Genomic DNA, 21999 nt, shown 5'->3' on the forward strand with positions numbered 1-21999 from the left:
ACGTTATTGAAAGCAACGCTGGGAGCGTTCCCACATCTGACGGTGACATAGCCTTTTTTTATGCCTGGAGATGCTGTTAGGCCTGCGTATCGATGATGCTGCCCAGGGTCGACGCGCTTGACTTGGCCGGACTCGTTGCCGTATCGGCGCTACTGGCCGGCTGAGACTCTTGCTGCGCCGCCTTCTGCGCGGCGGCCGCCTGTAACTGGGCAATTTGCGCCTGCAAGGCCTGGATTTGCTGCGCCAGCTGCTGCTGCAGCTTTTGCGACGCCTCCGTCTGCTCACCCTTCTGCGATTCCGTCAACTGCTTTTGCGCCGCCGTGATCTGCTTTTGCAGCGCCGCGATCTGCGCACCGCTGCCTGCACTGGCGCTACTGGCCGCGCTGACTGCGCCGCCTGAACCGATTGCCGCTACCATACTGCCTCCTCAGTGTTTCGATACCAAGGTTAACGGCAGGCATGGGGGCGGATGTAGGGCGGCAGGTGTAAAGGCAGGTAAAGACGGCTGGCGCCGCGCCCTTCACGACAATCAGGTCTTCGGCAATGTCACGCCGACCTGGCCCTGGTATTTGCCGCCGCGGTCCTTGTACGAGGTTTCGCACACTTCATCGGACTCGAAGAACAGCACTTGCGCCACGCCTTCGTTGGCGTAGATTTTCGCCGGCAACGGTGTCGTATTCGAAAACTCCAGGGTCACAAAGCCTTCCCATTCCGGTTCGAACGGGGTGACGTTGACGATGATGCCGCAGCGCGCATACGTGCTCTTGCCCAGACAAATCGTCAGCACATTGCGGGGAATGCGGAAATACTCGACCGTACGGGCCAGCGCGAACGAATTCGGCGGGATGATGCAATAGCCCTTGCCCGACACGTCGACGAAGTTATTCGCGTCAAAATCTTTCGGGTCGACGATGGTGGTGTTGATGTTGGTAAACAACTTGAACTCGTCGGCGCAGCGGATGTCATAGCCATAGCTGGAGGTACCGTAGGAGACGATGCGGTTGCCGTCGCGTTCCTTGACCTGGCCCGGTTCGAACGGCTCGATCATGCCCGTTGTTTCCGCCATGCGGCGTATCCATTTATCGCTTTTAATCGTCATCGCAGGGGTATCTTTCTAGAATATCAGAATGGCTGGAGCCGCACGTCTGCTGCAGGCGCGGCCCGGATGGCAGGATTTTACGCGAAAATCCGCCACTGTTGGCCCTGGCAAGATGAAAATCGTTGGCGTCAGGCTACTGTTTCGTCAGCAAGGAAGTGATCATCTCGCGCACCACTTGCGCCGTCAGTTCCGGGTTTTCCATGGGAAACAGATGCCCGCCCGGCACCTGGCGGAAAAACTTGCCGACCAGCTTGCGCGTGGCCTTCAACCCTGCCTGGCGGCATTCCACCGATTCCGTGCCGCCGATAAAGCCGATGGGAACGGGAAAGCCATCCTTGACGAGGCCGCCGATATGATGCGGCAGGCTGCGGTAGACCTGCGTTTCCACTTCGCGCGTAAAGCGCAGCTGCACCCCGTCCGGATGGGGAACCAGGCCGCTGTCTATATAGTCGCGCAACACGTGCGGGGCCCAGATGGCGAACATGTCCTTGGCCGCGAAGTGTTCATAGGCAGCCTGCGCGTCGGGCCACAGCTTGCGCCGCCGGGCGGAAAAACGCGATGGCGAGAACCGTTCGCCCAGCGCCGTATTGCGCGCCAGGCGCACCAGCAAGGCGCGCCAGCCGGCCACCACGGGCGAATCGAGCAAGACCACGCAGCGCACGAGATCGGGACGCTGCTTGGCCACCATCACGCTGAGCATGCCGCCGAGCGAATGGCCGACGAGGATCACGGGCGCGTTGTAGCGGCGCTCGAGGTCGTCTATGTACTCGCGCACCAGCTCGGGCCAGCCCGTGCTGACGGGATAATCCGGGTCGTGCGCATGCATGTCGAGCGCCTGCACGGTGTAATGCTGGCCCAGCAGGCCGAACAGCTTGCGGTAGGTGCCGGCAGGATAACTGTTGGCGTGGGCGAAGTGCAGTTGCGGGAGGGTCATCGTGGGACGGAGCCGGTGAATGCGATAAACAATTGTAATGGCATGCCGGCAAGCCGTATCAGAGGAAGGCCTCTAATTTCCCAGGTGCCAGCGGGCGCGCTGGCGCCATGCCGGGCACGAACGAAGCCAGCACTTCGCCCAGCTCGACGTATGAATCGACCACGCAAAAGGCGTCGTCAAACGCATGGTGATGGTTCATCTGATTGCGCACGATGATGCATTCCAGTCCGGCCGCGTTGGCGGCGCGCAAGCCGCGCGGCGAGTCTTCCACGGCCACGCAGTCGGCCGCAGCCAGGCCCAGGCGCTGCAAGCCCAGCTGATAGCCGTCGGGCGCCGGTTTGCTCTCGCCATACATTTCACGCGTCAGCACGAAGTCGAAGTGGCGCAACAGGCCCGTGGCCGCATGGCTGATCTGGAAATGCTGTGCGTAGGCGCTTGTCACCACGCCCATGGCCACATGCGGGCGCAGCGCCGCCAGCAACGGCTCGATGCCGGGCATGGCCAGCTGGCGCGCCTGGCGCAGGCGTTGCGCAAACAGCTCGGTGCGCTCGGCCCGCAGGCGCTCGACCAGCTCGATGGCGTGGCCTTGTCCCAGCAGCACATGCCAAGCGCCGTAGTTATTGTCCAGGAACCAGTCAAAAAATTGCTTCGGTGTCAAGTCTATGCCATAGGGCAAGAGCAAGTCGCGGTTGCTTTCGTAAAACAGCTGCTCGGTATCGACCAGCACGCCATCGTTGTCCCACAGCACGCCCCGGATGGTTTTCATGGCTTGTTGTCGTTCAAAAACTTACTTGAAGAAGATGTCGTAGGACAACTTGACGATCAGCAGCACCAGCAGCACGAGGAAGAGGATGCGCACGAAGGCGGCGCCGCGGCGCACGGCGATCCAGGTGCCCGTCAGCGCGCCCAGGATGTTGCACACGGCCATCGGTGCGGCCACGGCATACACGACGTGGCCGGCAGGAATGAAGAAGGCCAGCGCCGCCACGTTGGTAGCGATATTCACCAGTTTCGAGCAGGCCGAAGCGAGGATGAAATCGAAGCCGAAAACGCGGATAAACAGGAAAATCAGGAAGCTGCCCGTGCCCGGCCCGAACAGGCCGTCATAAAAGCCGATGGCGCCGCCAATGACGATGGCCAGGATGCGTTCACGCGGGCCGATGGGGCGCGCTTCGCGCGTCGTGCCGAAATCCTTCTTGATGAAGGTGTAGATGGCCATGATGATGATCAACACCAGCACCATGGGGCGCACCACCTGCTGCGGCACATACGACACGGCGGCCGCGCCGATGAAGGACATGACGAAGGCGCTGGCCACGGCGGGCAGCACCAGCAGCCAGGGGATGTGCACCTTGCCGACAAACGAGCGGGCGGCAAACGTGGTGCCGCAGGCCGATGCCAGTTTATTCGTGCCCAGCAAGGAGGTCGACGCCATGTTCGGCATCAGGTTGAACAGGGCCGGCAGCTGTATCAGCCCGCCCCCGCCCACGGCGGCATCGATCAGGCCGGCAAAGAAGGCAAATAAACACAGCAGTGAGATGGTCAGCATGATAGGCAATATGGAATGGGCGACAGCGGCAGTATAGGCGCCATGGATTTTTCCGGATGCAACTTCAAATTGCGGAAAACGCAATCAGGCGTAACGCTTGACGGAATGCGCCCCATGCGGTCTACTGGCCTCTTTTGCCAGGAGCCGCACGATGTCGATGAAACTGATGTGGGAAATCCGCGCCTTCTGCACTGTGGTCGAAAAGCGCAGCTTCATCCACGCGGCGCGCATGCTGGGACGCTCGCCGTCGGCCGTCACGCGCGCCATCCAGTTCCTCGAAGACGCCATCGGCGCCGAGCTGATCCTGCGCACGCAAAAGCAGTTCACCCTGACGACGGCCGGCGAGACGTATTACGCGTCGGCCAGGCACTTGCTGGAAACGCAGGCCGAGGCGGAAGAGCAATTGGCGGAATTGAGCAACTCGCCGCAAGGCTGGGTGCGCCTTTCCGCGCCGGAAATCCTGTCGCTGGGCTTCCTGCCGAAAGTCGTGGCGCAATTTTCGCGCGACTACCCGAACGTGTCCGTGGACATCCATTTCTCGGATAAATCGATCGACCCCATCCAGGAAAAGCTGGACTTCGCCATCCGCGGCGCCTTCCCCCAGTCCAGCGAGCTGATCGGATACCCGCTGTGGAATTACCGCCGCTACATGTACGCCTCGCCCGACTATATAGCCCGCATGGGCGCGCCCGAGGAACCGGAAGAGCTGGCCGGCCACGACATCATCATGCACTCGGCCCCGCGCATCCTGCGCGACTGGCATTTCGTTTCCACCGAGCGCAACGTGCGCTACCAGGTGCAGCCGCGCTTCCGCTTCACGTCCGGCATCGCCACCTTCCAGGCGGCCCTGGAAGGCGCCGGCATTGTGCGCCTGGCCAGCTGGCTGGCCGAACCCGCCGTGGCTGCAGGAACGCTACGCCGCGTCTGCACGGCGTACCGGCTCACCTCATCGAAGGAGCTGGACCCCAGCATCCATGCCGTCTACGGCACCTCGCGCATGGCCAAGGGCGCGCGGCTGTTTCTTGAGTACGTGAAGAAACGGGGGATGGAGATACCGGATGAGCGGGTAACTAGCATCTGACAGGGCGTGCTGGAAGCGTTCAAGCCCCGACTCCAGTCACGATGTTTTCAAGCCTGACTCGAAGGCATTAGCGCCCATGCCAGTAACGCGGCCGACTTGCCCGATACAACGTCACGCCGATACCGTCGCCAAACGCCAGCACCACCGCTCCTTCCACATCCGTGCGCAGCCGCGCAATGCCCATCTCGCCATAGCGGGCATACACCTGCGCCTTCGGATGTTTGTAACGATTCCTGTGTCCGACCTGGAAAATCGCCAGGGTCGGATGGACGGCGTTCAAAAACGCCGGCGTGGATGACGTGCCGCTGCCGTGGTGCGGCGCCAGCAGCACGTCGGCCGCCAATTCACCGTCTGCCGAGCGCGCCAGCAATTGCGCTTCCTGCGCCGCTTCGATGTCGCCGGCCAGCAAGATCGCATGCTTGCCCGCCGTGATTTTCACAGTGCAGCTGCGGGCGTTCGGCTTCAGGGCAATGTCCGTGTGGCTGGCGGACAAGGGATGCAGCATGGCGAAGTGCACGCCTTCCCACGTCCAGCGCTGGCCCGCCATGCAGTGCAGATAGGGCCTGTGCAACTCCCGCCGCGCCTCGACGGCCGGGTGGCCATCGAACAGCGACGAGGCCAGCCAGCCCACTTGCACATTTTCCAGCAGGGACATGGCGCCGCCCGCGTGATCGAGGTCGCTGTGCGAAATGATCACGCCATCGAGCTTGCCTATTCCACGCGCGCGCAAATACGGCACGATGACCCGGCTGGCGCCATCGGAGTCGAGGCTGTAGGCGGGACCCGTATCGTACAGCAGACGGTGGCCATGCGTTTCCACCAGCACGGCCATGCCCTGCCCCACGTCGAAGGCCGTCACCCACATGTGTCCCGGCGGTGGGCTGGACGGCAAGGCCGTCAGCAGGGGAAGCCAACCCAACATGCCGGCCCAGCGATGGGGCCATCCGCGTGGCGCCAGCAGCCAGGCCGTGCCAAACAATGCCCAGCAAAAACTCCACATTGGTGGCACGGGCGCCGTCCACACGGCAAAGCGGCGCGCGCCCAGCCATTCGAGCACCTGCGCCAACATCTGCACGATGGCGTGCGCCAGCAACAGCACCCCGTCAGACAGGGGCGCAGGCAGCAGGCTGCCGGCCAAGGACAAGGGCGTGACGAGCAGGCTGATGACGGGGATGGCCAGCGCGTTGGCCACGGGGCTGACCAATGACACTTGCGAGAACAGCAGCATCGTCAACGGTACCAGCCCCACCGTCACCACATACTGCGTGTGCGCGCCCAGCGCCACGGCGGCGCGCAAACGGCGCCAGCGTCCAGCCTGCAGCGGCATGGGCGCCGTGGTGCGGCCTGCCGTCGCATACAGTATGGTGGCGACGGCGCCGAACGACAGCCAGAAACCGGGCCACAGCACGGCCCACGGATCGAGCAGCACTACCACACCCAGCGCCAGGCACAGCACGTGGACTATGCTGGTGATGCGTCCCAGCCACAGGGCCAGCGCCACCACCAGCAACATATATAAAGTGCGCTGCGCGGGCACGCCGAAGCCGGCCAGCAGCACGTACAGGAACGCGGCCAGCGCGCCGGCCAGCGCCGCCACCTTTTGCGCCGGCAACCGCAAGGGCAATTGCCAGTCGGTGAAAAACGAGCGCCGCCACAGCGCGCCCGCGCCCAGCGCAAACAAGCCCGCGATCATGGTGATGTGCAGACCCGATATCGAGATCAGGTGTCTATGAATACATAAACACTAAACGAAGCCACTTCTACGATTTTCTTCCAATTAGTTTCTAAGGAACAAGTATCAGAGAGTCCGATTCAGTAACGCGCGCAGCCCTTGCAGAATAATCAACATATTGTTTTTCAGCTGCGGAGCGTTCCTGAATCCCGCCATGCATCGTTCCTCCTATCTCCTCCGAAGATATTGCAGAGAGCCATCCGCTGCCATCTTGCGTCTTGGCAAGGATGATTTTGATTGGTCCTTTTCCACTTATCTCAAACGTAGCCGATTTCACCACTGCTAACTCATGTCCGCCTAACTTCATACTCGCCTCCAATGCGAATTGTTACGTTGATTTTTTGCTTGCCCGCTTACGCGGAGGTTTCTTTTGCTCATTAATAGGTTGTGATCCGAATAAGCCTGGCTGTATAGGGGGGTAAATCGTAGCATCTTGCGGCAAAAGCGCTTGAACATCAGCCAACAGTGTTGTTAGCTTACGAACCACATCTTCAACTTTTCCAGTATCCAATAATGGTAAAGCCTCTACTTTTTTCTCTTCCGAGGCTACTACATCGATCCGTGATTGATTTTTTCGATTTGCATCATCCGCATCGGCCAACCGAAGCTGGCATGTCGCGCCAGGAAATACCTCTATGGATACAAGCCTTGGATAAAGCTTCGGTAATTCACGTAGCCATGGCAAAGTCACACGTTGAGAAGCTATCCATTCATATTCGGCCCAACATATGTCAGCGCTAGGCGGATCTAGCTGCCTGAACCCAGCCCTAAGTTGGCGCTCCACAGACGTACAGGAACGAGCCCAGTGGGAATCCCACGCTGTTGGGCCGGCAAGACCGGCCAGAAGTCCAAACCACAAGTAAACCGCTGGGAAACCGGTGGCGTATTCGTCCAGCAAAGTTATATGGCTGGTGCCACCCCCGACGAGGAAACAAAGGCCTGCAATGACCAAAGGAATATCACCTCGCACATCTGGGTTTTTATTAAGATAAGGCATGAAATTTTCCACCGCACGCTCAAACTCTAATACCCTTTCCTCGACACCACCTTGCGCCAAACGAGAGACGGAAATATCTAAATTCTTAAATAAACTATTAAATATTTTTGGTGAAGTCTTCGCCTCCGTTATTTCAATAATTTGACGAATCCACTCCTTCTGAAAAATACTACTTGCAAAAAAATCATTGACGAAATTCCAAGCCGACCGCAGCTCACGGACGCCAACTGGACGACGAATGAATGAACGCTCCGATTCGAGCTGCTCTAATCTCTCAGCGCAAAGTTTAGATACTTTGTTATTCCGACCATAGAGGATATCTGATCGCGCTTGACAATAACTAAAGCTAGCAGTAATTCTAGAAAGCGGTAGCGACTGAAGTGATTGTGAAGCTTCGCCCTGAGCCAGTGTTTCGCCAATGATCAGAGAGGGCCAAACCAATTCTCGACCAAGAACTTGCACAGCATTTTCACAACCATTTAGTTCCGAAAAATCCTGCCAAGACAACAATCTCGCCACCTGGCTTAATGGGAATATTTCTGATGCAAAAGTAGCTATCCAAGCAAGAACCTCTTGCTTAGACCTATCATTAATAATTATTTGACTTAATACCCAATTATCTGGCCCTTGGGCAAAGCCAACATTTATATCTTCGTCAGATTTTGGTTTAGCCAAGCCGTTGCTCTCTGGAGCACTCCGCTCCAAAATTGATGGCAAATCTGTCTTGCGAACAGCAAACCATTTCATCGGGAATTCTTTAGAATATTGCATCAATATCTCCGACCTTTTCTTCTGCAAATGCGGACACAATAAATGACGGCAAACGACCAGTGTGATATACGCGCAATGACGTTTTAGCTCTAGTTACAGCCGTAAAAACTAACGTGCGCTTTCCTAAATGACCAACAAATTTTTGTGAATCTAAAATATGCACTGCCCTAAATTCCGTCCCCTTAGCGGAATGACAAGTCATTACGAAAATTCGTTTAGCTCCATCGAATTTTCTACTATCAGAAGTATGATAACCAACAAGATCAGAAAATTCTGTTTCTCCCAGCACTTCTTGAATCCTATCTAATATACCATGCTTAAAGGATGGTACCAAGATGCCTATTGTCTCATCAACAAATGCTCTTAATTGGGTTCTTATATAACCGCACATTTTCTCCAATTGCTCATCAAAGCTATCGCAAGGTTCACATGAGGCCGTAGATGGATTTTTCTTTTCCGGATAATGACTAGTGGATAGCAGCGGACTGACTCCATCTGTCGGCGGCAATATTTTATCTGCGATTTTACATATTTCAAATCCGATACGATAATGATAATTCAACCTAATCGTATTAAAATCAAATTTTTCGGCTGAAGTTATACCTTCAGCCTGAAATATACTTTGGCGATGATCTCCCGCCATGTTCAACCGAGTTGTTAGTCGGGATAAAACTTGTAGTTCCTCAAACCCAAAATCTTGCACCTCATCGACGAATATTGAATCATAATAATCCTTGGGTAAATTTACCAAGGCTTTTTGGAGTTCTTCGATATACCAGTGGCGGACTTTTTCATACAATTCGTCAGGCTCACTTTTCAAAGATGCTGGAGAAAACTCGCCCAGCATACGTTTCGCCCACCATCGAAAAGTCATAATCGATGATTCTTCTATAAGCTGCTTTGGCCCAATCCCTGTTTTAATAAATTCCGCCAACGTGCGCCCATACGTCAAGAAAAGGATATTGGTTTTTCCAGCACTACTTAAAAACTTAGAACGTAGCAATAACAAATTCGTTTTCCCGCAGCCCGGTGGACCAACCAAAAGATGATTTCCGTCCGGCTGAAGAACGATCACTCTTTCTTGTTCGGGATCTAGGTCTTTCCGTTCCTTCCACCAACTTTCCTGCATAACCCCTCCCTATCTTAAAGCACGCCTTGCTCTGGCATTTCGCCTGATGCATGACAGTCCATTGCTTTTACCAATGCATCTGCCGTGGTATTTTTTAGCTCGTGGACCGCATTCGGATCATTAGGCACATTTATATCGATTTCAATAATTTCTTTATTTGGATCAAAGAAGTGAACTGGAACATTATCATTATGCAATATTGCTTTCGATAGTAAAATACCCTTATGATCCTCATCGCGCCAATCAATCCTAAGAGATAGTCCTACAGTCAACCCAAGCCTTTGCAATTTAATTAAAATTAAAGCACTATCTTGAGGGATGTTGACGGATATTTCCTCACAAAGAACCTCATCGTACTCTTCATGCAATTGGAGTTTAAATTCTCTAACCAACGATGCGAAACAATTACGTCTAGCCAACAACACTTTACTTTTTTCCAATTCAATACCGACAGTATCTGTGCTCGAAATGGCACCTAGCCTATTACGCAATTTATCTCTAGAGCTCAATTTCGGCTGAAAATCATTCCAATTGACAACATTAAGGCGATGTGACAAATCTTTTGTCAGACAACGCATCGCTAAAGATTTAAGCCCCACATCCACATCCGTAATAGAATCAAATAAGGGCATAGTTCGGAGCACTGCCATTGCCACAACATATCTATTTTCTGACTTTATTTGATCAAAAAAAAGCGGTTGACGGGCAATTAGATCATGAAGCACTCCACCGATTTGGTAAAATGTCAAACCAAGCCAAAGTTCTGCACAAGGCTCAATCAAACGAAAAAGGTATTCTGGAGAACTATACTGCGCTGTTGCTATAAAAGGCTTCCTGCCCCCATGATCAGTTCCATCATAATCTTCTTTACTGTCGACCTCACGAACAACGCCTAAATCGATAAGAGTAAGTTTCTGAAAATCGCCAGAAACCATAACATTATGAGGTTTAATATCTCTATGCACGAGGTTAATATCGTAAAGATACCTTAACGCAACTGATAATTGACAAATCAGTCCAAAGATACTTTCACGTGGAATTCTATCTAAACATTTGCTTAGCTCGACGCCCTCCACGAATTCCATCGTAATAAAGCAAGTATCAAACTCATAATCAATACCAATAATTTCAACTAAACTGACACAACCATGGCCAATTAATTTTCTTTGCAAGTCTATTCTGTGGCGCTCAGCAGGGCCGTCTTTTTCGTCAAAAAATGACGGTTCGTATACTTTAATAGCAAAAACATTCTTTCCATGAGTGTATTTGAATACGGCCGCAGAGCCTCCAGATCCGAGATCGCTGCCAATGTTGCCCCGTCGAGAGTGGGCAAACTGTTCCGCAAGCGTTCTTAACCGCTTAAGCTGAGCTTCCGGCATTTCGGGCATATCGACAACTTTCGTTACATTGAAGAGTTATCAAGCCTACCAGAAAAATGATGTTAGTCAACATCAAATGTTTACAAATTGCATTTGTAAAACATTGCTAATGAATTCAATAACTTAGAACCAATTCAAAAAAGTGTGTACTCTCAATGTGTTATAATTTATAGTAGATATATTAATAACACTTTGAGATTTTAATGACTGCAGAAAAAAAGGCACCAGTTCTGTCTGAACAGGAATTTCGACGATCGGTCGCCACAGCCCGTATCCACGGCCAGGCGAACCGAAACGTAGCACTCCTCTACTTTTCCACAGCGCTTGGCCTACGCGCAAAAGAGATGAGCCTGCTCAAAGTAGGAGACGTACTCGCCAATAACGGAACAGTCAAAGACGAAGTTTTACTCACCAGGAACACTACAAAAGGTAGAAGGCAGCGCCTGATTTACCTCACAAACAAAGATGTTCGAAAAGCACTGATCGCTTATCTTCAGGAAAGGCGCAAAGAGGGTACGATTGCTCTCCACCCAGAAGCGCCTCTGTTCAGATCAAGAAAAGGCGGTAGTTTTACCCCTAATACAATGCAGATGCTCTTCAAACGGATATATCTCTGGACTGGACTTGATCAGGCATCTAGTCATTCTGGCCGTCGAACGTTCGCGACATCGCTGATCGAGCGCGGAGCTGACATAAAAGCTGTATCAACCCTTATGGGCCATGGGTCTATTGCTATGACTGCACACTACGTTGAGGATAATCCAGTACGCCTCCGTCGAATGTGTGAGGACGTCAAGATCGGAGTATAGACTGGCTACTTCCCCTCTCCAAGAGTTGCGCCTTCGCAAGCTAGATCTGTGTTAGCGGAGCGAAGCCAGTTACCTCGTTGAGCTTTCATATGCTTGTTTTCGCAAAATGTAGATGAAAGGTTAGACCCCTGACACCTAAGTACATGTTGGATAAGGACGTTGGAGCAAATCCGACAACACAACGCTTGACTCGAATTGCCGACTATACATGTTCGACTGAGACACACGACGAACATAGTCATAGACACGCATCTCATAGCACCATTCCAGAACAGCTTTTATGCGCCAACTGTTCGAGGATCTTTTAGTTTTAGCCCGCACTTGCTAAGTTTCAGCACCTTTAACGCTGCAAAAGATTGTTGAACGACGTTTCATAGATTCCTTTTATTGCCTAAAATTTAATTAGCTAACAAAGGGGGACGAGGGACACAAATTTATCGACGGTCAGCATTTAGACGATCACGTAACTTTGCTAGTCCCGTTACAATTTTCCTGTGTACATGCAAGCCAATCTGTATAAATTAGCAACAGAAGCTCTCGATCCTGAGAGACAACTGATCAAGGAAATTTATGAACGACCAAGATTCTCACACCGCATCTCCGAACACGACCGGGAAGAACGCACAGGACGACACACCGGTGGGGCGCATGACGTTGGCGGAGGTAGACAATGCATTGATTGAACAGGAAAAGAAAGTCAAGTTGAGTGCAGACACTATCAAGGCAAAGCTTGCTGCAAACTCTCCAATCCCGACAGCGGTGATGCGTGAACTATCTCGGGGAAATTCTCAAAAAGCACGGCTTGTAATGCGGCGTATTGCCTTGCTGGTCGAGCATGGCGATCAATCCGCAAATGAACTGATTGAAAAGTTGCTTAAAATTAAAATTTCCAAGAATTAAAAGAAGTATTTTTGCGATCTGCCTGAGATGGCGCAGGCAGACGCATAGCTCAAAGCTAGAGTCGCCCTCCTCTAGAAAACTCAGTTCTAGCACATCGAGAGAACATTTTCTAAACCGTCTCCGGCTCAGGCATTTCAACATCGTCCGCGCATAGCCAGCAATGTGCGCCCCCGCACACACCCGCGCTCGACGGGCCCCATGAGCGTCAAGGTCGCAACGCTAATGAGCACCCACTGGAAACCCTCGCTCGGTGCCGACAAGACGATTCGCGAAATCAAAAAGGCCATGCTTCATGAAGACAGCATGGCCTAACTCAACTAGAACAAACTTAGTTGATGCGGATGCGACCGCCAGTGTTGCCTAACATTCTCAACACGATTAAACCTAAACCGTGTGTATTGAGTAACGAACACGTCCTTCACTCTGCTTTGGTTGCGCATAATGCACTCCTCTAACAGTGTTAGAGGGAAATTAGCCCTTGCCTACCACAAAATCTTGTCGTAAACTCGTGATACTTATAAAGTTTGTGTAGTAGCGATGACGGCTCACCCCCAACTCGCCGAAATAAACAGGAAGCGTCAACTTCCTGCGCAAGTCAGTGAATCATTTCGCAAGTATTATCATCAAGCGAAATTTAAGATTCGCCGCTCGCAACACGTAGTACATCATGCTTTACCTCCTTTCTCATGTTCGCCTACCACGGCGTGGATTGGAACCTTGAATGCCCCTTGCCTGAGAACAAGGGGCATTCTTCATTTTTCTTCAATTTTTTGGTAACGGTGCGCGACGTTACCGCCACCTTGAAACACTTGCTTGATGTACTTCTCGTCCACAAGCTGGCCAACCAGTACAGCAACCCGATTCTGTGGCTTCTCACCCGCAAACCCATTTCCTGCCTCAACAAGGGCTTCGTGAACCTTGTTAACCGTGAACTCACGGCTACCAAGTTTTGTGATCGCAATCTTCAACAATTCCTTTTGAGGAAGGTTCTCATTCCTTGGAAGTCGGGTACGGGTGATACGTTTCACTGGGTGTGGGCCATCATTGCTGACTGGCGAAACCTTCGTCGCATGCCCCCCGTTTACCAGCTGTTCGACTAGGTCCAAAGCACGCTCTTGCTCATCGAGCAGCTTTCGATTTTCCGCAATCTTCGCCCTAAGTGCACTAAAGTTTAAGTCTTCCATTTCCTCATCCTTCACTTCAATATTGCAATGGTACTGTCGATCGGCGCCAGGAGCAATCGAAATCTCATATTTTTTTTCGACCAGGAATTAAAAAAGCATGGCATGGTATGGCCGGCTACAAAGATTGGGCATGGCCTGTGCCCACGCCCATCATTGGTCATCATGCATACAGCTCGCCCTCCCGAGAGAAGTAATAAACATAGAGCTGTATGCTGCTGATCGACCAGTGAATAGCGGATAATTTTTCTGTGTCAAAGAAGTAATAAACATAGAGCTATAGCTAAGTAAGCGCTCTAACATAACGGGGAAAACCGCAAAAAAATTTGCATGCAGGTGTATGGCGTCGTTCTTAGATCATCTGCAATACATTTGACAATGAAAAAAATCATGCAGCTCCGAGCTTCCTGAAAACCATCTATACTCCCCATTCCCTGTATATAAAGTAGTAAAGTTTGCAATTATGCACATTACACAACTACAGGAGAACACCATGAACAAAGAAGAAATAAACTCGCTGGACGACTTGAAACTGTCTGCGCTGCTGACCAACGTATTGAATGAACTGAAAGGCCGCGATTTGGTTGGCCCCTATCAGGGTCAAGCACGTAGCTTTGCGGGCTACGTCGGTAAGCTGTCGATGGCACGCTTCGCAGACAACGTGGGTGTCAAGGACGACTAAAACCGAGCTGGCTCTCATCAAGGCCAAGGAACTTACACTGAAGCGCGGATGGAAGGTTCGAGGCTATAAGACGGATGATCCCGAAGTCTTGAAGATTAGGCTCGTAGCTGGCCGAGGGCTCAGGTTCATCAACCTAAACGCCTTCGCGGCCGGTTATGATCACGTCAGTGATAAGAAAATCGCAGAAGCGAAACACGAAGTGACTATTGCGCTGGAATCTGGCGTACGCACAGCGGTTCTGAAATGGCACTGATGGGCCAAATTGGTAATGCAAGAAGTAGGAATTACCTAAGAAGATGTGCTCGAAGCATTGAAGAAAGATTGGAATGGCATTGAAGCTCACCAAACCTAACGAGGCGTACACCCCTAACCTGCATGATAAGCGGGTTCGGAAACGTGTGTCGTCTGTCCTCGCTTGGTGTGACTCAAATCTGTTTGAACACCATCCTACAAATATTCGGGCTGTCCCGAGTACAAAGAAGGGTTCGCCTTTAGCAAAAAAGCTGTCGATCACTGACGTGTTTGGCCAACAGCAAAACCCACTGTCGAAGTGGCTGCGCTACAACCTGTTGATTCAGACTGGCATCTACCAGCCAGGCAAATTGGTGTACGGTTATAGGCTTCGCGAAGGTGCTGTTGCACGTATCCGCTCGATGATGGGCGAAACAGCAATTGGACTCACCGATTTACAGAAGTACGAAAAAAACTATCAGCATGAACTATGCACCCTTGAGTTCAAGTATCGCGAGAAATCTGAGCGCCTCTGGCACGGACTACAGAACATGCGCCGCAGCGAGAAAGAAAAATTCTGGTCGAAATATTTACCTTACGACTACGACATTTCTGCCTGCGCACCTAATCTATTGGCGCAGACAGCACGCATCAGTGGACTTCCTGCTGAAAAGCTGACCGGCGTGCAAAAGTACCTCGATGAAAAAGCCGCGTTCCGTAAGCATTTCTCTGAGCTATCGGGATTGACACTGCAGCAATCAAAAGCGGTTATCAATAGCCTCTACAACGGTGCCCGTCTGATCCCGCACTACACCTGTTCCACGTTCGAACAGTTGGGCTATAACCGCGATACGCTTGAACGAATCAAAGGAGACCCGCAAGTGCAGGAAATGCTCGCGAGCATCAAAGAGATTTGGAACATGCTCAAGCCGATTGTACAAGTCGGCAAGGAAGCGAAGTGGAACATCTACTTCCGTCTTGAGCGCGAAGTCATCGACGTCGTACACGAATACCTCCGCAGCACTTCTAACGCATTTTTCAGCGAACACGACGGATGGCGTTGCGCCAAGCCTGTCGATACCGCTGCCTTATCCGCGCTAGTCCTGGAACGCACAGGCTATGACCTCAAGTTCGATAAAAATTAAAACTGCTCAGCACGTTTTCAAGTAGACTTATTTTTTTACACAGATTTCACCAAGGCTATGCCAGTTGACCAAAATCCCGACGATCCTGATGACGAAGGTTCACTTAAAAACCTGAATCGATTCCTACGATTGGTCCACAGCCAGGACGACCATGCGATGGTACTGTCTCTAGCGACCTTTATCGAGGACACGCTAGGCCGCCTTTTACTGGCTTATTTCAGAGATTGTAAGGCCACTCGTGAGCTGATCTCCGGATTTAATGCGCCAATTGGCACCTTAAGCAGCCGTATCAAAGCGGTGTACGCATTTGGTCTTGCAACTGAGGATCAGTTTAAAGACATGGAGATACTGCGAAAAGTGCGCAATCGATATGCCCATAATTGGGAAGGCGTTTCGTTGGAGCAAAATGACATTAGAGCAATGATAGGGCAGTTAAGTGGATACACCTTCGATCAAAAGCCGATCGAAGGTAGCGACCGAGAAAAGCTTTGGTCCACCTTGTCGAACGTTTGTGTTGAACTGCAGCTCTTCCTAAGTCGACTTGAGGATGGCAAAGTCAGGAAAGCCCCGGATGTAAGTCACCGCCTTACTGTCACGAAACCTACAGAGGCACCACGCCCAATTCACCTGAGCTAACCCGCACCCAATAGCCCAAGAGCTAAAGCGGTAGCTTTGGTGCGAGGTAGTTTGGATGACCTTCGGTTCGCTCACCGCGTGCGTTTGCCCAGAAGAATTTTGCATGGTGGCGATAGACGCCTGCAGCCTCCGTAAGATCAAAAGCTGTTGCCATCACTAGCGAAAGAAGAAGGCTGACAAGCTCTAAATTGTCTTTGTAGAAAGCTTCAATTTCTTGATCGGAAGCATCCACTCTCGTCTCGCTTGACTGCAATGTTTGCCGATGCGCTAGGCGCTCATGCTGCAGCGCTCGGAGCTTCTCAATCACGACGAAACTTGATCCGCCCTCGGAATATTTCTGAACTAGCTTGACGACAGCGTCCCTCTTTGGCTCTAGGGCGTCCCTCATACACTGATTGACGCCATTCGACGATTGCCCAGTGCCGCCACCCACTCAAGCCACATTTAATATGTTTGTATCATCATCCAGGATGACCTGAACCTTAGTCGTAGTTTAGGGCTATAACCCTATAGAAAGAACCTTCTTTAAGTCAAGAGGCCTCATCAGGAGACTCCAAAGAGGTTATAAACATTGCCATAGGCAGTAACTGTTTCCAGAACTTAGGACAGGTTATGCTTCGCCTAAATTTACCAGCACCTTTGACGGATCTTCAAAATCTGGAAAGACAACCCTCGTGCTACCATTTCGAGCTTTAATAACAAAAAATCGTCCTATATCAGCACGTGAAGCATAACGCCCTCGGATTCCCCGGCCTGTGCGCAGTGGTTTGGTTCGGTAAGTAGTAGCGAGATACTCATCAACCCTTCCCTCTTCCCATCCATTAGCAAGCAACTCACTTCGCAACGAAGCTAACTTCTCTGGCGCAATAAGTCTTCCTGCAGGGTATAATTTTACAGCCTCAATCAAATTCCGGATGTTTTCGGAAAGCATAGACCTAGTTATTAACCGTTGTTCACCAGTAAGCGAATTAATCGTTTCTATTGCATTCTGAATAGACTCAGCATGAGCTGAAATGTTATGCTTCGTTGTCATGAGAGAAGAAAATTCACGCTCTAAGACTATTTTTTCAGCAGACATTTTAGACAAATCTAATTCGACCTTTTTTATTCGTCGAACAATTGCGTCAGAACCTTGAGCGGTTTCGAGCGCAGATAATAATTTATCCAACCTCGACTCACAATCAATTATTGATACATTTACGGAAATTAGACGTTCCGAGACATTCATTTCTCGTTTTTTATCGACCTCTAATCTTTGCGAATCATTGAGCAACATCGGAAGATCTATCGATGAACAAAAGGAAAGAAAACTTTTCTCAATCGCATTATAATCCCACTGAACTGCATAACACCCCAATCCCCGCCTTGCACCATCACAAACAAGCACCTTCTTTGAAGGGCGCATAACTCCGCCACTATCTTCCGACCTAATTCTTTTTGCTGAAGTAGTAGTTAAAACCATAGTACTACCACAATAACCACACTTAACAATACCACTTAGCAGGTTAGGTATATCGGTGCTTTTTTTTGCTCTAGCACCTGGAAAACGGCGCTCTGATCGTAAATTTTTTAGAAGATTAAACTCTTCTTTTGTAATCAATGCCGGAAAATAGTTTTGAATCGCTTCGCCCTCCGCGCTACTCTCTCCTCTGTTCCAAATATGGGGTTGGAATTCACCATAAAGTGCAACACTGTTAATAATTTTCTGAATATATGAAGAATGCCAACCTTTTCCATGACCAAATGGCTTTTCATTTCTTTGGTTAAGCATTTTTGCAATTACTGATTGACCTAGACCAGATTTGTGCCAAGACAAAATTTCGATCACTAACGCAGCACGTTCTGGAACAAATAAAAATTCTGTTTTTTCCTCGTTGAGCTTAAGCCAACGAGGACATTGAGCCGTAAGTTTTTTCCGGTCAATATTTGATCGTTTGGCCTCCCATGCGGCTAGAATTCGACGGCTCTTAGTTACAGACTCTTCATGCGCACGAGCCATTACTGTAATTGATATTATTAAATTTCCAAAATTACTTCCGACCGACTCACTACTATAAATCATACGATCTGCCAAAGTCACGATCGTTATTCCATGACTCAAAATTGAAATAAAAATCTCAAGGGCCGCCAAGACTTTATCCCTCGAAAGTCGGTCTAACGATTCGACTAAGAGATAAGAACCTGGTGATATCCGGTGCTGTTTAATTGCTTCTAAAAAACCACCCAATGCACCGCGATCAATATTAGATCTATCGAAAGCTGATAACCCAAGATCATGCAAATGAAAACTATTATCTAATGTAAGGGAATTCTCGATAGCATACTTCTCCGACAACTCTAACTGCCTACGAAGTGAATCACCTCTTTTTTGCTCAGCCGTTGAAAAACGAACATAACTATACGCAACTGGCACGCGCCCCCCTAAAATAATAAATTCACCCCACAACTCTCCTATGCATTATAACATATTATAATTTACAATAAATCCCTATAAAAAAACAAAAAAATGGAGTGACTTTTCAGTCACTCCAATATTATTTTTAAATTTAATTTTTACGCAATTATTTCATCTCAGGCACAACATTAATCTCTTTAAGCAAAACCATTTTATTAACACCCCTCTTCGGTTGCACGTCCAAGCGCTTGAAGAAATCGCGTATCATTACCAAAACGTTCTGCCATTTGAAGCTCGTTCCTAAGAGCGAAAGCGTGTTGAGCACACCTGCCTCCCTTTGCGCTCATAGCATCAATTATTTGCCTATTCGCTTGAGCGGGCGATATTGGAGTCAATACTACTTGTTCGGCCATAACATCAGCTTGGACAGAAGAAGCCTCGTGACTACTTGATGTATGTTTTGGCGCCATGGCTCCAATTACAACCAAACCCATCCACGAAAAAGCCAGAATACGTACTAGTTTGCTATACCCACTTTTAAGCGTGAACCATGCGCCAATATACGGGATTGCTACAATTGCCCCAATCAACAACCAAGACGGTCGCCTTTTCATTTCACTCCCTTGCCCATCATTACTTATTTTGTCGTTCACGATACATTTTCCCTTCCCTAATAAACGAATGATTTATTAATAAATCAATAACAATTAAATATTATCTTCGGACTTTATCATCCAATTTAATCACTACAAGAAATATTGACCGTCGAAATTGCATTCCTCCCAACTACTACCATTTTGAAGTTTAAAAACCGAGATACACACAAGATATTTGCCAAAAAGACATTTTTTGACGCGCATACCTCAAAATCAACCCGTAGGGTTGTATTGCAACTATATACCTGTATTTTTTAGATGTAAATAGTTGATTATCACCCTTTATAGTCGTTACGAAGAAAGAGTCGATAGACCACCATTCGAGTTGGATAAAATTTGAGGTGGTTATGGCAAACGAACAAGCGATCAACAAGAAGATTGGCGACACCATTGCTCGTAAGAGAAAGATTGCAGGTCTAACGCAAGAGGAAGTGGCAGAGGGATTGAGGATTGGTACCGAGGCGTTTTCCCGTATCGAACGGGGATTAGTAAGTCCAGGGATTTTAAAACTTTATGAACTGGCTGATTTGTTTGACTGCGGCGTTGAGACCTTTTTGATCGAAGGGAGCCAAAGACCATCAGATCAAGCTGCGTACATCGATCAGATGCTCATGCGCAACTCTGTCGTAGACAGGCAGGTCATTGTTTCTGTGGTTGAAAAGCTATCGAATCATCTCAGTAAGAATGGTAGGCAAAAAGAAGGTGTCTCCTCAACATAGGTCCATGCTTTTAGCAGTCATGCGGCCATGCGGCCATGCGACTTAAGCTAAGCACTTAACGCTCCACATCGGCCTACACGATTCGAAGGACTTTTCAGCTGAATACAACTGGAGGTGAAGCACTAAAAATATGTATTCATAGACACCTTATTGAGATCAAATGGCTCACGCCCGTGCGATTGAACACTTGCCAGTCCGACTGGGCAATGGCGCGCTGGTCGCCCACCACCAGCGCCACGATCACGCCCGCATACTGCTTGCCTTCCAGGCTGCGCTGGATGCGTGCGCGCAGGGCCGCTCGGCTGGCTTCCACCACATTGCCGAAGCCGGGCACGAAGGCCGCCATGCGCACATTCGGCGTATCGGCGCGCGGCTGCGGCCGCACATAGCCCGTGGCGCGCACGCCCTGCTCCAGCAGCCACGCCTCGTAGTCGAAGCCCATGGGATTCGCATTGCCATGCGGGCGCTGCAGCCGCACCGTGAGGCGCCAGCGCTCGCCCGGCTGCACGTCGCCCACCGCGTTCGTCACTGCATCGCGAAACCCCGCGTACCAGGACAGGGCGATCAGGGGCGGCACCTTGGCGCCCACCGCCTTCTCCACGGCAAAATTGAAGCGCACGCCCTGCTCGAAGCGGTACGGCAGACTGGCGATGGTGCCCGCGACGATGAGGTCCTGCCCTTCATCGGCCAGCGCCAGTTGCGGCGCCAGGGCGGCCTGGGCCAGCCAGGCTGCCCAATAAAAGCCCAGTCCCACGCCAGTGGCAAGCGCGACAACGCAGCGCCAGCGCGCGTGGCGGCGCAGCGTCAGACTCACCATGAACCCTAAGCCAGCGATCACCCACAGCAGCGCGCCCGCGTGCGATGGCAAGCTGGCCTGCGTCTGCAAGCAGGCGGCGCCAGCGGCAAAGCCGAGTATCAGGGTGCGCATGAGAAAGCAAAATCCGCTCGCTGCGAAAGGGACTCAGATACTCTGATCGCTTTCGACTCGTTGCCATCTGATCTGGCGCAATGGTGGCGTAGATAAGAACACGCATGCACGCCATCCGGCACCACCGCAGTCGAAACTTTCCGCATGCTAAGATGACCATCCTGCGCCATGGCGCCACGACTTTGCGGACCTTGCATGACCCTACTGACAGCGGCCGAAACCTATTTGCAGGACTTTCATCAAAGGCAAGTCGGCGTCACCAGCGCCGCGTTTGCCCATCTGCCGGCCAGTTCCCGCGCCAGCAGCTGGACCTCGTCCTACGACGTGCTGACCAGCCTGATACCGGCCGTGGACACGCCATTAACCGTGCTGGACCTGGGCTGCGGCGATGGCCATCTGCTGGGTTTGCTGGCAGCCAGGCAGCAGCCTGGGCTGCAACTGCTCGGCGTCGACATGAGCCAGGCGGAACTGGCCGCCGCGCGCGCCACCCTGCCCGCCTCCGTGCATCTGCAGCAAGGCCGCGGCCAGGCGCTGGACCTGCCATCGGCCAGCGTCGATTATCTCGTCTCGCACATGGCGCTGATGCTGATGGACGACATCGAACAGGTCGTGCGCGAAATGCGCCGCGTGCTGCGCCCCGGCGGCCAGTTCGGGGCAATCGTCGGCCGCACTTTCCTGTTGGGCGAAGTGAACGACGTTTTCATGCGAGTGTTCAAGCCCATCGCCAGCACCGCGCTGCCGCCGCTGCGCTTCGGCGACCGGCGCGCAGGTTCCGAATCCGGCTGGCGCGAGCTGCTCGATGGCGCTTTCACCCATGTCGCCTTTGCCGACATCGACGTGCCATGGACGCCCACGCCCGACGAACTGTGGGCCGCCCTGACGGACACCTACGACATCGACCGCCTGGACGACGACGCCAGGCAGCGCCTGCGCGGCGCGTTTCTGGATGCCGTGGCGCCGCTGCAAGACGGCGATGGCAAGATCGCCACCGGCTGGGGCCTGCGCCTGGTGCGGGCGCGTGCCGCCTGAACGTGCAAGCGCCGAGG

General features: G+C 51.5%; 22 protein-coding genes and 1 pseudogene. 8 read left to right on the forward strand and 15 right to left on the reverse strand.

Going from position 1 to position 21999, the window contains the following annotated elements; genetic code table 11:
- Positions 1 to 76 precede the first annotated feature (76 nt).
- The 5 genes from AC54AF_RS05465 to AC54AF_RS05485 form a co-directional block, all read right to left on the reverse strand.
- A complete protein-coding gene (locus tag AC54AF_RS05465; protein ID WP_496635702.1) occupies positions 77 to 418 on the reverse strand; it encodes a FlxA-like family protein in 342 nt (113 codons plus the stop codon).
- A gap of 111 nt (positions 419 to 529) precedes the next feature.
- Complete coding sequence (gene dcd / locus AC54AF_RS05470; protein ID WP_035819543.1) at positions 530 to 1099, reverse strand: dCTP deaminase; 570 nt, start codon at positions 1097 to 1099, stop codon at positions 530 to 532.
- A gap of 133 nt (positions 1100 to 1232) precedes the next feature.
- Positions 1233 to 2033: an alpha/beta fold hydrolase gene (locus AC54AF_RS05475; protein WP_496635703.1), complete on the reverse strand. Its 801-nt coding sequence runs from the start codon at positions 2031 to 2033 to the stop codon at positions 1233 to 1235.
- Between the two features lie 58 nt (positions 2034 to 2091).
- Positions 2092 to 2799, reverse strand: coding sequence for an HAD family hydrolase (locus tag AC54AF_RS05480; protein ID WP_496635704.1), 708 nt, complete (start codon positions 2797 to 2799; stop codon positions 2092 to 2094).
- A gap of 21 nt (positions 2800 to 2820) precedes the next feature.
- A complete protein-coding gene (locus AC54AF_RS05485; protein WP_034756294.1) occupies positions 2821 to 3582 on the reverse strand; it encodes a sulfite exporter TauE/SafE family protein in 762 nt (253 codons plus the stop codon).
- Between the two features lie 151 nt (positions 3583 to 3733).
- On the opposite strand from AC54AF_RS05485, the gene AC54AF_RS05490 reads away from it, so the two are divergent.
- Positions 3734 to 4663 carry a LysR family transcriptional regulator gene (locus tag AC54AF_RS05490; RefSeq protein ID WP_496635705.1) on the forward strand — a complete coding sequence of 310 codons (930 nt, stop codon included), beginning with the start codon at positions 3734 to 3736 and terminating at the stop codon, positions 4661 to 4663.
- A gap of 67 nt (positions 4664 to 4730) precedes the next feature.
- Here AC54AF_RS05490 and AC54AF_RS05495 read toward each other — a convergent pair.
- From AC54AF_RS05495 to AC54AF_RS05515, 5 genes and pseudogenes are all read right to left on the reverse strand, one after another.
- A pseudogene (locus tag AC54AF_RS05495) lies at positions 4731 to 6389 on the reverse strand (DNA internalization-related competence protein ComEC/Rec2); the annotation flags it as partial.
- Positions 6390 to 6447: 58 nt separating this feature from the next.
- Positions 6448 to 6702, reverse strand: a complete 255-nt coding sequence (locus tag AC54AF_RS05500) for a hypothetical protein (protein WP_494807625.1) — start codon at positions 6700 to 6702, stop codon at positions 6448 to 6450.
- Positions 6703 to 6723: 21 nt separating this feature from the next.
- Complete coding sequence (locus AC54AF_RS05505; RefSeq protein WP_496635706.1) at positions 6724 to 8163, reverse strand: hypothetical protein; 1440 nt, start codon at positions 8161 to 8163, stop codon at positions 6724 to 6726.
- Positions 8150 to 9292, reverse strand: a complete 1143-nt coding sequence (locus AC54AF_RS05510) for an ATP-binding domain-containing protein (protein ID WP_494807627.1) — start codon at positions 9290 to 9292, stop codon at positions 8150 to 8152. The genes AC54AF_RS05505 and AC54AF_RS05510 overlap by 14 nt, the downstream gene beginning before the upstream one ends.
- A 14-nt stretch (positions 9293 to 9306) precedes the next feature.
- Positions 9307 to 10680 carry a serine/threonine protein kinase gene (locus AC54AF_RS05515; protein WP_496635707.1) on the reverse strand — a complete coding sequence of 458 codons (1374 nt, stop codon included), beginning with the start codon at positions 10678 to 10680 and terminating at the stop codon, positions 9307 to 9309.
- 194 nt (positions 10681 to 10874) lie between these two features.
- Here AC54AF_RS05515 and AC54AF_RS05520 point away from each other — a divergent pair, with 194 nt between their 5' ends.
- Both AC54AF_RS05520 and AC54AF_RS05525 read left to right on the forward strand, forming a co-directional pair.
- Positions 10875 to 11480 (forward strand): tyrosine-type recombinase/integrase, encoded by a 606-nt coding sequence (locus AC54AF_RS05520; RefSeq protein WP_496635708.1) that lies wholly within the window; start codon positions 10875 to 10877, stop codon positions 11478 to 11480.
- 570 nt (positions 11481 to 12050) lie between these two features.
- Positions 12051 to 12380, forward strand: coding sequence for a hypothetical protein (locus AC54AF_RS05525; protein ID WP_496635709.1), 330 nt, complete (start codon positions 12051 to 12053; stop codon positions 12378 to 12380).
- Positions 12381 to 13132: 752 nt separating this feature from the next.
- Here the strand turns inward: AC54AF_RS05525 and AC54AF_RS05530 are convergent.
- Complete coding sequence (locus AC54AF_RS05530) at positions 13133 to 13564, reverse strand: hypothetical protein (protein ID WP_496635710.1); 432 nt, start codon at positions 13562 to 13564, stop codon at positions 13133 to 13135.
- Positions 13565 to 14054: 490 nt separating this feature from the next.
- On the opposite strand from AC54AF_RS05530, the gene AC54AF_RS05535 reads away from it, so the two are divergent.
- The 3 genes from AC54AF_RS05535 (at position 14055) to AC54AF_RS05545 (ending at position 16255) form a co-directional block, all read left to right on the forward strand.
- Positions 14055 to 14243 (forward strand): hypothetical protein, encoded by a 189-nt coding sequence (locus tag AC54AF_RS05535; protein ID WP_496635711.1) that lies wholly within the window; start codon positions 14055 to 14057, stop codon positions 14241 to 14243.
- A 326-nt stretch (positions 14244 to 14569) separates the two neighbouring features.
- Complete coding sequence (locus tag AC54AF_RS05540; protein ID WP_496635712.1) at positions 14570 to 15619, forward strand: hypothetical protein; 1050 nt, start codon at positions 14570 to 14572, stop codon at positions 15617 to 15619.
- Positions 15620 to 15676: 57 nt separating this feature from the next.
- Entirely contained in the window at positions 15677 to 16255 is a 579-nt protein-coding gene (locus tag AC54AF_RS05545; RefSeq protein WP_496635713.1) for a hypothetical protein, read from the forward strand.
- 22 nt (positions 16256 to 16277) lie between these two features.
- Here AC54AF_RS05545 and AC54AF_RS05550 read toward each other — a convergent pair whose 3' ends face one another.
- The 3 genes from AC54AF_RS05550 to AC54AF_RS05560 all read right to left on the reverse strand — a co-directional run bounded on the left by AC54AF_RS05550 (position 16278) and on the right by AC54AF_RS05560 (position 19303).
- Positions 16278 to 16688: an AbiU2 domain-containing protein gene (locus AC54AF_RS05550; protein WP_496635714.1), complete on the reverse strand. Its 411-nt coding sequence runs from the start codon at positions 16686 to 16688 to the stop codon at positions 16278 to 16280.
- Positions 16689 to 16865: 177 nt separating this feature from the next.
- Positions 16866 to 18701: a recombinase family protein gene (locus tag AC54AF_RS05555; protein WP_496635715.1), complete on the reverse strand. Its 1836-nt coding sequence runs from the start codon at positions 18699 to 18701 to the stop codon at positions 16866 to 16868.
- Between the two features lie 164 nt (positions 18702 to 18865).
- Positions 18866 to 19303, reverse strand: a complete 438-nt coding sequence (locus tag AC54AF_RS05560) for a hypothetical protein (RefSeq protein WP_496635716.1) — start codon at positions 19301 to 19303, stop codon at positions 18866 to 18868.
- A 350-nt stretch (positions 19304 to 19653) separates the two neighbouring features.
- On the opposite strand from AC54AF_RS05560, the gene AC54AF_RS05565 reads away from it, so the two are divergent.
- Positions 19654 to 20025: a helix-turn-helix domain-containing protein gene (locus AC54AF_RS05565; protein WP_496635717.1), complete on the forward strand. Its 372-nt coding sequence runs from the start codon at positions 19654 to 19656 to the stop codon at positions 20023 to 20025.
- Positions 20026 to 20161: 136 nt separating this feature from the next.
- Here AC54AF_RS05565 and AC54AF_RS05570 read toward each other — a convergent pair whose 3' ends face one another.
- Positions 20162 to 20953, reverse strand: coding sequence for a ComEC/Rec2 family competence protein (locus AC54AF_RS05570; protein WP_496635718.1), 792 nt, complete (start codon positions 20951 to 20953; stop codon positions 20162 to 20164).
- Between the two features lie 195 nt (positions 20954 to 21148).
- Here AC54AF_RS05570 and AC54AF_RS05575 point away from each other — a divergent pair, with 195 nt between their 5' ends.
- Positions 21149 to 21982, forward strand: coding sequence for a class I SAM-dependent methyltransferase (locus AC54AF_RS05575; RefSeq protein ID WP_496635719.1), 834 nt, complete (start codon positions 21149 to 21151; stop codon positions 21980 to 21982).
- Positions 21983 to 21999 lie beyond the last annotated feature (17 nt).

The organism is Janthinobacterium sp. JF4 (assembly GCF_059617925.1).